The organism is Mycobacterium lepromatosis, assembly GCF_000975265.2.
In the GTDB taxonomy this organism is placed as follows: domain Bacteria; phylum Actinomycetota; class Actinomycetes; order Mycobacteriales; family Mycobacteriaceae; genus Mycobacterium; species Mycobacterium lepromatosis.
Window position 1 is genome coordinate 1,038,357 of sequence record NZ_CP083405.1, and the last position, 13,523, is coordinate 1,051,879.

A 13,523-nucleotide genomic window follows, 5' to 3' on the forward strand; every position below is an offset into this window, starting at 1 on the left:
CCACCGAGCCTGATGAGTCCATTACGCAGGTAACCGAGAGCCCAAACCCAGACCAAAGTGGACCGTAAAGCGCTTGCAGGACAACCGACAACCCAAAGCCGCAATCAGACCTTTGTCAGCAGCTCAAACAGCATCGTTTGCAAACCACACACCTACAGAATCGACAAAGAGAACCGTTGTCGCTAACCGGAGGAGGTCTCAATAACGTCTATTCTCGCATCGAGGCGCGTCACCTCCACTGCGCCAGACATGACCGCTCCGGCCTCAGCCAGACAACGGCAGTTTTCGTCGACCTAATCTACGAACCGTTTCACATAGTCGACGCCCTCCACACCAACATTTGTCGAGGCCGAGCATTATCACAACCATGCGTATACTTTCGCGAAACAGAGCAGCACTGCAGTCCTGACCAGAGCTACCCCGAAATTTCAGTGGTTCCCCGACGGGGAAATGCGTCCCCTCTACGCACCGCCCCGCCGGGTGTCATTAACAAACCTCAGGGATTTGCTTGCGCAATATTAATTATTTTGAGGTTTGTGACAGTTGAACTTTACCTCGTCAATGAGGTCAGTCCCAAAAATCGATGGAGGCCCTCGCTCACCGCTACAACTAATTGACACGCACAGCAGGTTGCTGGCTGTGAGCCACCATAGATTCCCCCCCACTACCCGACCTACTACTCAGTGAAAAAGTCGGCCGGTAGTGCTTTCGCAAAATGCCAGCCTTGGGCAGCGTCACAACCGAAATCACGCAACCTAGCGGCTTGACTAGGCTTTTCAACTCGTTTGGCGCAAACAGTTATCCCGAGTTTGAAGGCAAGGTCAATCATTGCTCGGGTGATCTGTTCATCAGCCAGTCGACCGCGGATGTCACCACCGAGGTTTTCGATGAACTCGCCCGCGAGTTTAACCATGTCGACGGGTAGGTTGCGTAAATAAGCGAGGCTGGAAAATCCAGTACCGAAGTCATCGATCGCTATACCCACGCCTAACGCGGACAGATCCCGCAGCCTGATGATCGATGCCTCATCTATGCTCAGGCTCGCGTTCTCAGTGAGTTCGAGCCGCAACGCGTGGGCAGGCAGACCAGTGTCGCGCAGCACTCGCTTAACCATCGGGAGAAAATCGGGATCACGGATGTTGCGGGCCGAAACGTTGACGCTTACGAACGGTCGCGGCTTGGTGCTATCGTCACGCCAGTTGCGGATGTGTCGGCAGGCCTGTTCAATCACGAAGGTAGTGAGCGGAACGATCATGCCGTTTTGCTCGGCGAGGCTGATGAATCGCGCCGGGAGTAGGGTGCCCAATGTCGGATGCGCCCAACGCAGTAACGCCTCGACACCGATGAAGCGTTTGTCATTAAGCCGGACAATCGGCTGGTAGACGAGGAAAAATTCTCCGCGATCCAGTGCAGCAGGAATCACCTGTAACAGACCCTCGTGGACGTTCCGCTGCTTGCGATCGTGATGGCCATAAAAACATCCACTGCTTTGGTCTTCCACCTCCCCACTGCCGCGCGAATCAGCTGGCCTGTCGCTAAACCAATCTGGCAGCGAACTGCTCAACATAGCGCCCTCGGTAGGCAATGTCGACAGACATTCTATGTCGGCGTAACGCAGGGCATCCACAGATACGCCATTAGAATCACCGCAACTCGCAACTTCCGATGCCGACATCACGCCAGTTCATTCTCTCTAATAATCTACTATAGCTGGGCTACGATGCCTAGCCATTAATCATTGATATGATTAAGACTTTAGCGATGCTGCGTAGTAAAAATCATCGGTAATATTACGTACAACTGGCCACTGTTTCACGTAAAGAACTCAAAAGCTACCCACCTCGACGTCCGAACTACAAAGACAAAAGCACAAGCCGTGCCGGGCTGAAGCAGAAAACCGACCTAGTAACTGGTCATGAGTAACTCCGACTGAAGAACACTGCCGGCTACACTAGACTGGCCTCAGTTGATTTCAGCTCCGGTAGTCCGGATCCAACTCTTAAGCTGCCGAATTACTCTGCCACACAAGGTTAATAACTTACGATCATCTGAAAACTATTGATACAATCATTGATCCGTGTGAAGATGAACTGTGGAACGCCCCTAGGACTTAGATCCGAGGAGCATGGAACAACCACACAGTGACGCGATGGGCACAGCAAAATCTATTCGGTATCAGTGCTGGATGTATGCAGATGCGCTAAATGCTTATTGTTCAGCGATGGCAAATGATGGGCTAGCATGTGCAAGATTGATCCGCGGAACGGACTTTGTGGATGTTACCAAATATTTCAACACCATTGAACCATGGCGAATGCACGATGGGGACACAGCTTCGGCAGGAACTGTGCGACTGCGCTGTCAAGTTGCGCAAGCTGACCTACAACCTCCCGCACAGGGTAGACGAGTCTGGGCTGCTGCGGTTGTCTGAGCATATGGCCGCAACCGCCGACCAGCCGGTGCTGCAGCACTAGTTAGGCCGCGTTACACTCGTCAGCAAGAACCGCCCGTGGAGTCGTTGAGCCAGCACCGGCTCCGATGCACGACTAGCAGGCATGTCCGCGCTCCAAGCCGTTCGGACAAACAGCACCCGGCGCGATCAACCAATACGACGCTGACAGCACACACCCGAACCGATACCCGCAATGACACGGCAACGATACGTGAACTGGTTCTACTCAAAACATTTGCGATACGCACGTGACAAAGATCCCAGCCCCCCACGTCACCAGATGCACGAGGTGCTGTGTCGCCGAAGCCAGACCTGTCAATCGTCACACGTAATTTGAGTACCGGCCACCGCGCTGTGTGCACCGATGAGGTTCCACCGTATCTGACAGTAACAGCACCACCGAAAGCACCACAGGCCACCAGTCCTAATTGACCACGTCTATTACTTTGAAGGGGGTATCGGTTCTTACTCAACGTCGATCTAGCAGTGGCAACTGACGCCGCGTTAATCCTTGAACCAGTACCGACCGGATCGGGCCGATACTCGATCAGTTGGCCGCTACTAGGACACACATCCAGGTGCTATGCCCACAACACCGCCTGGCACAAACGTTGAAACTCGGCGAAGTAATCACCGCCCCGACCCAAGTTGACACAGCGATGGAGAGCACGCGCATAGCGGCGCTGTAGAGAACGCCGCAACACTAATTGTGGCGCGCAGCTTCTTGCACAAGTTGGACCCGGGAGGTGAGGCCAAGTTTGGAATAAATGCGGGTGAGATGAGTATGCACGGTGCGAACGGAGACGAAAAGCCGTGCCGCGATGTCTTTGGTATCTAGCCCCTCGCTAACGAGCCGTATTACATTGTGTTCGGCAGGGGTTAGGGACTCCCAGCCGGTGGTCGGTCGTTTACGGTTGCCACGCCCGCGCTGCGCGTAGGTGATCGCGTCGTCGATGGACATGGCGGCGCCCTCTGCCCAAGCGGAGTCGAAATCCCTGCAGCCCATCGCTCCACGAAGAGCCGCCACTGCGGCCTCATAGCTTGCATCCCAGACTTTGAAGCGGACCTCACCTGTCCTCTCACGTTGCGCAGACGCCGCACCAAAAAGACGCCCGGCTTGACGATGGTTGCCACCCTTGCTGATCAGCTCGGCTAACAATTCCATGCTGTCTGATATGCCCAGAGATGCCTGGATGTCGGCGCCGCACGCAAGCGCGGCATGGATATCAGCTCGTGCCAGTTCTGGTTCACCCTGCGTCATCGCGATGCGCGCACGCGTTGTCAAGGCCGCCATTTGATGCCAACCAGTGGTCGCAGAAACACTATTGTCGGCGAGGCGTCGTGCCATGATTACATCGCCTCTTGCCAAAGCGACCTTCGCCATGAGTTCGAGGTGTATCGCTACCAGGCCGTGGTCAACATCCAGGTGCGGCCGGCATGCCTCGCTGGCCTCGACAGCCGCGGCAACATCGCCCGCAGCCAACGACGCAAAAACCATTGCTGCATAGCCAATACCTTGATACACCCCACTTAATTGCGCTGCGGCTTCGACAACCATACCGGCCGTAACCAGGGCCGCGCTGACGTCGCGATGCACCAGCGCCCGAGTTTGAACATACAGACCGAAAGTTCTCGTCACTGCATCGTGGGCCACTTCAGCACCGGCAACAACTTCACCCGATCGCACGATCGCTCCGTCCATATCGCCCTGCCATAACTGTGCAATGGCTAGCAGTAAACGGCACTGTAGCGAAACGAACCGATCACCGATTTCTTGAGCGAGATCGTCGGCCGCCTCAGCCGCTACTCGCAAAGCAACCGGGTCACCTGAAACGCAGAATCCAACAACTCCCCAAAGCCGAATCTGGCTCAGTGTCCACTTATCTCCTTGCGTTCGCGCGAGCTCAACCGCCTCGGTGAAGTAGGGCCGAGCCACCTCCGTGTCGTAGCCACCGCTGAAACCGCAGGCAGTAAGCGTCCGAGCTAAAACAGCAGGGTCACCTATCTCGCGTGCCATAGTCAAAGCTTGTTGAGCTTGAGCGACGATGTCACTGCCGTCTGGTGGACTGCTGGCCAATATGGCGTGGAGCATAACCTTGTTGGCAACCGCGCGAGCTAAAACCGCTTTGGGAGCAACAAGATGCTCGATATTTTTGTGTTCAAGGATCGAGCCGAACCAGGCCAACCCCTCATACATGTGGCACCGACCAAACCAGATCGACTGTAATGAGGACGCGAGTTGCAGTGCGCCAGCGGTATCGCCGGTTTCACAGCTCCATGCGAATGCGCTACGCAGATTGTCAAGCTCGGTCTCAACTTGCTCAACAAGCTGCTGGTGGTCGATGTCTCCCGGAGTATCCAACAAGGCCCCAAGCGCCATGTAGTAATCGCGATGACGAGCACGCACAAGGTCGACCTCATTGGACTCTTCGAGTTTCTGCATCGCGTACTGGCGCACCGTTTCCAGCAACCGGTACCGCGAGCTACCCTGTTCGCCTTCAACCATGACCAAAGACTTGTCTATAAGCATAGTCAACCGATCGAAAACCTGATCAGGCTCCTCAAGATCATCGTGTCCGATCGCGTGGGCCACCGTGAGGTCGAACCTCCCCGAAATTGCCGACAAGCGACGAAACAAGGCCCGCTCGCTTTCGGTCAGCAATGCATACGACCAATCCATCGAGGCACGGAGCGTCTGTTGGCGTCGTACCGCGGTACGTGGACCACCAGTCAGCAGTCGAAACCGGTCCTCCAAACCATCGACTATCTCGGTTAACGATAACGTGCGTATCCGTGCGGCGGCCAGCTCAATCGCCAAAGGCATGCCGTCGAGGCGCTGACAGATCTCAGTCACGATCTGACGGTTGCCATCGGTAACACTGAAACCGGGTTGAACCAAGGCAGCTCGGTCTGTGAATAATTCGACCGCTTCATCGGCAGATGACAGCATTGAAACCCGCCATGTGACTTCGCCGGCCACCCCGATCGGCTCGCGACTGGTCGCCAAAATCGTCAACGACGGGCAAGCGCCCAACAGCGTAGTCATCACCTCCGCGCACACATCGAGAAGGCGCTCGCAGTTGTCCAACACCACCAGCATGCGTCGGTCACCGATGCACCAGAGCAGGTTGTCTAACACAGCAATCGGGAAGATGTCGTGATCGGTGACCGACGTTAAATCGAAATACGCCAGCTCGCCACTAAACTCGTCTGCGACTCTGGCGACGACCTGTAACGCGAGCCGCGTTTTGCCTACTCCCCCTGGACCGACCAGCGTTAACAACCGTTTTTCGGTCAGCAGCTCTTGAAGTTCTTTGATCTGCGCAGCACGACCCACAAAAGTGGTGAGCGGCGCCGGAAGACTTCGTCCGCCAGGGACAGTCCGGATACCTAGCTCGGGAAGGTTTCTGCGGAGATTACGCAGATTACGGTGACACAACTGCATGACACGTATTGGCCGAGCCAGATCCCGCAATAGGTGACTGCCGTGATCCACCAGCCACGTATCAGCGGGGAGCCCATCAACAACGAGATCACCTGTGGTAGATGACAACACCGTCTGTCCTCCGCATGCCAAATCGAGCAGTCCCACAGCCTGAACCATCATGAAAACCACATCATTGACATCATCATTGGATATCTGAACTTCACCGGTGTGCAGAGCGATACGCAGCCGAACTGGTACGAGCGGGGCCAGCTGCAGGTCTAACGCGCAAGCTGTAGCGTCGCTAGCACGAGCGAACGTCGCTAGAAAGTTTCCTCTTGCCCCTTGGACAACCTGTTGCACTCCGCCGTGAGCCGCGACAGCTTCTGACACCGCACAGTTCAGGCGTGTGATTGCGTCCACTGCGTCATCGGATTCTCTTTCAGACAGCTCTGTCAAGCCTTCGACGTCAACCAGAAACAACGTCACCGTGCAGCCGCGATTAAGGTCCGTCGGTATATCGGTCGATCTCAGCCGAGCCACCAGACATGAAGCCAAATAATCAGCGCCAACGGATACTGGTTTCTGCATCTCGCCCAAGAGAATACATGTCCCCCGACACACACTCAGCCATGCATATTAACCACGGCTTTGCTGCGTGGACATGCACAGCCTGCGCCAAATACTTGGAGAGAAAACGATTCTCGGTCGATCAACCTGCTGACATCTCACAAGTCGGCAGACTCGGTAACCGACGGCGAGTCGACACCTTACCGTGGGCGCCATCACCTTTGCCCACTCAAGACCCTGGAGCCGATCACCCCGGCGGTCCAAGGTAGCACATCAGAATACCCAATGGCGTGGTCTTGTTCAACGCACTGCCACGCGGCCGGACTAAAACGCTGGCGTGTGACCACCACTTCTCCTGTGCTCCTGACCTGCCTGGACTCAATCATCAGCACGCCAGCGTCATCGATGGCATACGACCCGGACATTTCATGCTCGGTGTCATCTGTGTCCAACCTGATGACCTGCCCGTTGCTCAAAGTTACGGTGACCATCATGTCCAACCTTTCCTTTGCTGCTGCCGTACCATTACCAGTGCGCATCAGCTACAACAAGTCGATGCATCGTGTTCGACCCTGATTTCCGTGCACAACAATGTGCTGCAACGAGATTTATGTAATCCACACTCCACTGCCGAGGCGGCTTTGCCACCGGCGGTTCTGACAATCTCCACACCTAATCCTTGTAATCTTCGTGCAACACGAGTCCAACTACATCGGCTCCAACTACATCGGCGCAGCTACGTATTTGATCCAGTTCCGATTACGTAGAGTCAACGGGCATGACTAGCCCTCAGAATGGCCGCTGAACTGGCCAACAGGCACTAGGCGACAGCAAATGCAAGTCGCTAATGGTGGGTATACTGCAGGCAGTTGTAATGCACCGGGATAGCATTCTGTCTCAGACGCCGCGGCCACTACACTCAACGCACCGCAAAACATCAAAATCACTCATACAGTACTCGCAGCGTTCGACGTCGCTTCTGGACTGGATGGTATCTTCCTTCGTTGCGGACGGGTGCGGGTGAGATGCGCCGGAAGAAGTGTGGATAGAAACGCTGTTGGTCATGCAGGCATGACGGTGGACAGTCACGTAGGTCAACCCAGACGTATCAGCTGGCTGCTGCATACACAGTTGCGCAACAGGAAATTAAGATGATGGTGCCGCACTCGGCTGACCTGATGTCGCTGTAAACTACGTCCGGTTTTAGCGCGGTGGGTGACGAATGTGTTGCGTTAACCATTGCAGGGAGCGAGTAGTTTGTCCATAAGGTGAAATTTAGGCGTTGGTGGAGTTAAGTTCTGCGCCACCCATACCGCCGGTGATGCTGTGGCGGGGGCGACGTCGCTATGTGGGGTTTGGCATGACGGCACCGGGGAAAGTGGCGTTTGATCTGCCGCTCCGCTACAGGAATCTTCGGTGTTACTTGAGCGCGGGTCCTGGACCAAACCCACTATTGGCGACAGCGGAAACGTGGAATTCGCTGAAAATAACAACACGCTTCGTCGGCAGAAGAACTCGGTGCTGTCTTAACTGGGATGCAGGATGAAACGTGGCGGCGGCTCAGCATGAGGTCATGGTAACGGTCTATGTGAGTGCGCTGGAGACAATGCCGAGAGTGGATGCGTTGGCAGCCAATCACGTAACACGTGTAACACTAGTAAGTACGAACTTTTTGGGAACAAAAGGATTCCGATTGCAGCTAATGAGGACAACTACGCGCAAATGTGGACCCAGGATCCCAACACTATGGAAGTCTATCAGACAGTCTCTATCGCGGCAGTGGTCGCAATCCCGCACATCACACCCGGGTGAGCGATTGGAAAAACCCGGCATGAGTATGATTAGTAAACTAAGGTTTTAGGGATCATCGCAGCCCAAGACGACACTGTTGCAGTAATCAGCAGCATCTGGGAATTAGCTCGTCGCGACCTGGCACAGGTCCGTGCAGATCGGGCTAATGGCGGGTTATTTCTTATGCCGCTGGCTTCGGGATCCGGTGGTTGGTCGCCGCCGGTGTATTAGGCCTGATGGGCTCGTTCGGCGGATTAGTTGAAGCTCTGACTGTCCTGGTTGTTGCTATTTACTGCGGTTCTGACCTGAGGAGTTGGCTCAGTCGGCGCAGTCGCCGCTACGAGCGCGGTGTTGCTTCTGGTGGGAATTAAGATACCGCGCGGTGTCAATTACCTGTCGCAGCTGGAAACAGGTTTTGCAGACACACACGACCATCACTGCAAGTTTTGACCACATCAGACAATAACGAGTCATCGAGAACATTCAATTGCCACCCAATGATATCATGCCGTCGGTGGCACTCTCAGATCAAGGTGCCAGGACAGTAGAATTGCGAGCCACCACTCCTTAGCGCTTCGGAGCTAGTCACGTTGGATGGCGGGTTCAGTGGCGGTCCACAGGCACCGCTTCTACCGATGACGTGGGGTTGGTCAATGCAGCGAATTGACGAATGTGTCGGTTGCCGCCGGCGATTAAACTTACGAGCCGAACCCGTGCTTCCGCCGGCAACCGCGCCACCCGCTCAGCATTCGACGACGTTGACCGCGATGGCGAGTCCTCCCGCGGCGGTCTCCTTGTACTTGAAACTCATGTCCCGGCCGGTTGCCCTCATGGTGGCGATAACCTCGTCGAGGCTCACTCGGTGGGTACCGTCGCCACGCATAGCCATCCGAGCGGCGTTGATCGCTTTGCCGGCCGAGATGGCATTGCGCTCGATGCACGGAATCTGGACCAGACCGGCGATTGGGTCACAGGTTAGACCGAGACTGTGTTCCATCGCAATCTCAGCCGCGTTCTCGACCTGAGCCGGTGTGCCACCAAGGACTTCAGCCAAGCCTGCAGCGGCCATAGAAGCCGCTGACCCCACCTCACCCTGGCAACCGACCTCCGCGCCGGAGATGGAGGCCAGCTCCTTGTACAGAGAACCAATTGCCCCCGCAGTTAACAAGAACCGCACGCTTGTATCGTCTGGATCTGCCTGCCCGGCGGGACAGTAATGCTGTGCATAATGCAAAACAGCGGGGATGATGCCCGCTGCGCCGTTAGTCGGGGCGGTTACCACTCTTCCGCCCACGGCATTCTCCTCGTTGACTGCCAGCGCGACCAGGTTCACCCAGTCCTCGGCGAACACCGGATCGCGATTCGGATCCTCGGCGCACAACCGCTCGTGCCAGGAGTGTGCGCGACGACGCACTTTCAGCCCACCAGGCAAGTAGCCGCCCTGAGCAATGCTTCGCTGAACAGATTGCGTCATGACGTCACGGATGTTTAGCAGACCGGCACGTACCTCCTGCGCGGGCCTTAAGCTCTGCTCGTGCTCGGCCATCAGCTCGCAGATCGACATTCCGCGCGTGGCCGCCAATGCTAACAACTCACCCGCCGAGCCAAAAGACACCCCACCAGTGGTCCATTCCGCGCCATCGGGTGGATCGCCATGCGCTACGACAAATCCGCCGCCGACCGAGTAATAAGTCTCGGCAGCGAGCTTGGTTCCGTTGCAGGCGATCGCAGTGATCGTCATGGCGTTGGGATGTCGGTCCAGCACCGTCTGTGGACGCAACACGATGTCGGCCTCGGTGAACTTGATCACGATCAATCCACCCAGACAGATCGTCCCGGCAGCGCGCATGCAGGCCAATCGGGTCGCCATGTCATCGGCATCAAGCCTCTCGGGATGCTCCCCCTCAAGCCCGAAAAGGATAGCCGACATGGTGCCGTGGCCCGCACCAGTTGCCGCCAGCGATCCGAACAACTCGACACGAATGTCGCACACGTTCTCGAGCAAACCGTTGGCAGCTAGGCCTTCGACGAAACGTGCTGCAGCACGCATTGGACCGACCGTGTGTGAGCTGGACGGCCCTATGCCGATCGTGAACAGATCGAACACGCTGATGGTCATGATGAATCCTCGGATGTTTCGGGTCGAGCAGCCACCATCCCCCTACACATTGACAGCGCTTATCGACAACCTCCACACGTCTGGCCACTGCTAATGAAAATGCTATGGGTCAAGCGGATATCGCACCAGTATCGGCACTGTGCAATTCCGCAGCCTAACTAACTATCGGCGAATATCATGGCATCGACAAGCTGTCCGTTCCAGCAAGTCATTCTTCCGCTTTCCTAGTGTGCATTTGTACATCTACACTAGTAGACTAGGGAGGCATTGTGGCTTATCTCTTCCTCTTCTGCGCCATCTTCGTGGAAGTGGTGGCAACCACCCTGCTCAAGAGCACCGAAGGCCTCACTCGGCTGGTGCCAACCCTGGCTTGTCTGGCCGGCTACGCAGTAACCTTCACATTACTGGCGCTGTCGATCTCACGCGGCATGCAAACAGACGTCGCCTATGCGTTGTGGTCGGCCATCGGCACGGCTGCAATCGTACTGATCGCGGTGCTATTCCTCGACTCACCGGTGTCCGTGGCGAAAATCGTTGGCGTCGCGCTGATTATCATCGGAGTGGTCACGTTAAACCTGGCCGACGTCCATTGACCGCCGCCTCAGATCGTCGTCCACGCGACCCCACTGGTCGCCGACAGGCGATCGTCGAGACGACTGGACGCATAATCGCCCGGGAGGGCCTCCGCGAATTAACCCACCGCCGAGTAGCCTGCGAGGCGGACGTACCGGTCGGCTCAACCACCTTCTACTTCAACCATCTCGAAGCGCTGCAGGATGCCGCACTCACGCACGCGGCGACCACTGCAACTGCACATCTCGATCAGTGGCGTCCCGAACTCAAGAAGAACTCCGAGCTTCCCACCGCATTTGCCCAGCTCACCGTCGATTACCTGGCCGACCGAAACCGACATCGCATACTCAATTAAGTTGTATACTGCAACTACCCGTTGACCGGAATTGCAGCGCCTGGCGCGGCAGGAGTATGATACCCTAGTCGCGCTGTTGGAACCGAGCATAGGGCGACAGGGCGCGGAAGCGGTCATCGTGTTTGTCGATGGCGCCACGTTAAACTCGCTAATCACCGATACGCCGCTCAGTACCTAAACACTCACCGACGCCATCGCCAAACTGGCCAAGGATTGTCCCTAGCGATTCCAAGGTTGCGGTGCTGAACGACAAGTCGCTGCATGGGTCCCAGGTTCTGTTCCAAACTCATGACGTTGCGCCTCACAGAGGGCACCAGCTGCGCTGTTGCAAGCGGTAGGTCAAGAGCTAGGTATTCCTGCTGCAAGACATCTTATTATCTCCTCTTCAAGAAGACTCAGAAATACGCCAACCCTATTCCCGATTATAGCCGCGTTCTCCACTGAGTGTAGCAGAGCATGCCGCGGTGCAGACATCCTCTGGGGTAAGAGTTCGTACCGCCGAATATCACAAATGCTATCTCGACCAGATCGAGAAACGCATTCACATCACTATACAACATTATAATCGGTTTTTCCGCGAAATATCCTGGAAAAGCCACGTTGTGGCTATCCTCCAGAGCAAATGGTATGAGATTTCCTGTAGATGGCCCGAGAACGGAACGGTAAGAGCGTATGTTCGTCGGCCGCCCGGCAGTGGGTTAATGGGCAATTCGCAGTTGACTGCAGCCCTGTTGGCATCGGGTCGATATGCAAGCCACCGACCGTCGTCTTCGTCGCGGCGCAGATAGCACTCCGGGTTAATAGTAGCGATTACCGCATTCACTGCTAAACCGCCGGCGACCAATTGGACGCCCGACCACGACGGTCAGCAGATGATCCGACGAATCGCGTTTTATAACAATGACACCACGATCTGATCGTTCATCCGGGAGTAGTATCTGTCCTCGAGGGAGATCGTACGGAGCTGGCTGTTCAATGAAACAGATTGCCGTGCAACGGTGTTTGTGATGATCCATCTCAGCTCAGTTGTTAACCGCGGTATCCACTGTCATCGTAGGCCATTGTCGATCAAGCACCGATCACTTCTCGCTCGCGAGAAGCAAAGCAGTATTTCGTCATCGCCCTCTGCAATGCAGCACCGGCAAGCAACTTCTCCGTACGGCACCTTGACCTTGCAGGTCCCGCAGCACCCTTGCTGGCACGAGTAGGGGGTGGGTCGGGTCGCGGTCAAGCATCACTTCCAGGGCCGATTGGTTCGCTGGCACGCTGAACACCCGCTGCAAGCGTGCGAACTTCAAATTTCTTCGACAAGCAGCGGCGTGCTGAACCATTCGTAGTACAGTAGGGTGTTGGCTGTGTGCTATACGCACCGACTCCAGCATGAAGGGCGGGCCCGCATACGTAAACAGCCGTCCTCGATGCTCAGTCGGCAAAGATATATGCTGCCGTAGTGATTCGGCTGTGCTCGTCGTTAGCCCATAGGGTGACCCGATCCGGCGCCACCGCCACCAGTTCGTCCAGCAGCGGTATGTGTTGGCGAATACTTCCGGTATTGACTGCGCGCCAATTGATGCCACGTTGCCCAGCCACCTAAATCATCGGCAGGATTGGCGTCACTACGATGCCACCGATCACGAACAACACTTCCTGTTCATCCGTGACGAGATAGAAAGCGTTGCGAGGACCTTCGAACTCACGTATGTCGCCCACCTCGAGGATATCCTGCATCGCCGTGCGCTGCTCGGGCGAATTGCATAGCGAGTACTAGCGGCGGCCCGAGGGGCAACCGAATATCAATGAGCACAAACGGCGTTCAGGACGGCAATAATCCGCCTTACGCTTCAGCCAACGTTAATGCGACCACGTTGGGCGTGCGCAGTTCACATTGGATGATCACCGAGGTGTTGGTCCGCTGCACCAATACCACCCGCGCTGGCGCCCATTGTGACGCCGACACGAAGCCTCCGAAGAAGAATAACTGCACCCCACAACGCGATGTATGAGCGGTCGCACTTGTGGCGACCGTACAAATCAGCAGTTTTACTATATCGAATCCAAATGCTTTGCGAAAAACAAATCTAGCTATACTGGTCAAAAATCTTCCACGGGAACGGCACCCTCGATGACCAGGTCAACCCACTCCGCCGGTTTGCCGGCCGACGACGTCGGGATGCGAGGTAACGACCTAGTGCCCAACCTTGATCGGGACGATTTTGCTGCAAGCCAGTGAATCTCTGCA

At 56.0% G+C, this 13,523-nt stretch carries 6 protein-coding genes and 3 pseudogenes; 4 read left to right on the plus strand and 5 right to left on the minus strand.

Features of this window, described 5'->3' with window-relative positions; all coding sequences use genetic code 11:
• Positions 1-676: 676 nt before the first annotated feature.
• The gene (locus tag MLPF_RS04830) at positions 677-1,585 is read right to left on the minus strand and encodes an EAL domain-containing protein (protein ID WP_045843385.1); all 909 of its coding nucleotides are present in this window, start codon (positions 1,583-1,585) and stop codon (positions 677-679) included.
• A 736-nt stretch (positions 1,586-2,321) separates the two neighbouring features.
• Between MLPF_RS04830 and MLPF_RS04835 the strand changes: the two genes are divergently transcribed.
• Positions 2,322-2,474, plus strand: coding sequence for a hypothetical protein (locus MLPF_RS04835; protein WP_156147166.1), 153 nt, complete (start codon positions 2,322-2,324; stop codon positions 2,472-2,474).
• A 681-nt stretch (positions 2,475-3,155) separates the two neighbouring features.
• On the opposite strand, the gene MLPF_RS04840 is transcribed toward MLPF_RS04835, so the two are convergent.
• Together MLPF_RS04840 and MLPF_RS04845 are read right to left on the minus strand one after the other, a co-directional pair.
• Entirely contained in the window at positions 3,156-6,467 is a 3,312-nt protein-coding gene (locus MLPF_RS04840) for a LuxR family transcriptional regulator (RefSeq protein ID WP_045843379.1), read from the minus strand.
• A gap of 194 nt (positions 6,468-6,661) precedes the next feature.
• On the minus strand, positions 6,662-6,985 hold the full coding sequence (locus tag MLPF_RS04845; protein ID WP_045843380.1) for a hypothetical protein: 324 nt from the start codon (positions 6,983-6,985) through the stop codon (positions 6,662-6,664).
• 1,010 nt (positions 6,986-7,995) lie between these two features.
• On the opposite strand from MLPF_RS04845, the pseudogene MLPF_RS17105 reads away from it, so the two are divergent.
• Positions 7,996-8,258 (plus strand): annotated as a pseudogene (locus tag MLPF_RS17105) (PPE domain-containing protein).
• A gap of 721 nt (positions 8,259-8,979) precedes the next feature.
• On the opposite strand, the gene MLPF_RS04850 reads toward MLPF_RS17105, so the two are convergent.
• Positions 8,980-10,356 (minus strand): L-serine ammonia-lyase, encoded by a 1,377-nt coding sequence (locus MLPF_RS04850; protein ID WP_045843381.1) that lies wholly within the window; start codon positions 10,354-10,356, stop codon positions 8,980-8,982.
• 269 nt (positions 10,357-10,625) lie between these two features.
• Here MLPF_RS04850 and MLPF_RS04855 point away from each other — a divergent pair, with 269 nt between their 5' ends.
• A complete protein-coding gene (locus MLPF_RS04855; protein ID WP_045843382.1) occupies positions 10,626-10,949 on the plus strand; it encodes a DMT family transporter in 324 nt (107 codons plus the stop codon).
• A pseudogene (locus MLPF_RS04860) lies at positions 10,946-11,462 on the plus strand (TetR/AcrR family transcriptional regulator). Before MLPF_RS04855 ends, MLPF_RS04860 begins: the two are co-directional and overlap by 4 nt.
• 870 nt (positions 11,463-12,332) lie before the next feature.
• Here the strand turns inward: MLPF_RS04860 and MLPF_RS04865 are convergent.
• Positions 12,333-13,362 (minus strand): annotated as a pseudogene (locus MLPF_RS04865) (flavin reductase family protein).
• Positions 13,363-13,523 lie beyond the last annotated feature (161 nt).

What these genes read in the sequence shown, in the direction of transcription:
- MLPF_RS04835 (WP_156147166.1), top strand. Translation starts at nt 2,322, where the DNA reads ATGGGGACACAGCTTCGGCAGGAACTGTGCGACTGCGCTGTCAAGTTG.
- MLPF_RS04840 (WP_045843379.1), bottom strand. Translation starts at nt 6,467, where the DNA reads ATGCAGAAACCAGTATCCGTTGGCGCTGATTATTTGGCTTCATGTCTG.
- MLPF_RS04845 (WP_045843380.1), bottom strand. Translation starts at nt 6,985, where the DNA reads ATGCGCACTGGTAATGGTACGGCAGCAGCAAAGGAAAGGTTGGACATG.
- MLPF_RS04850 (WP_045843381.1), bottom strand. Translation starts at nt 10,356, where the DNA reads ATGACCATCAGCGTGTTCGATCTGTTCACGATCGGCATAGGGCCGTCC.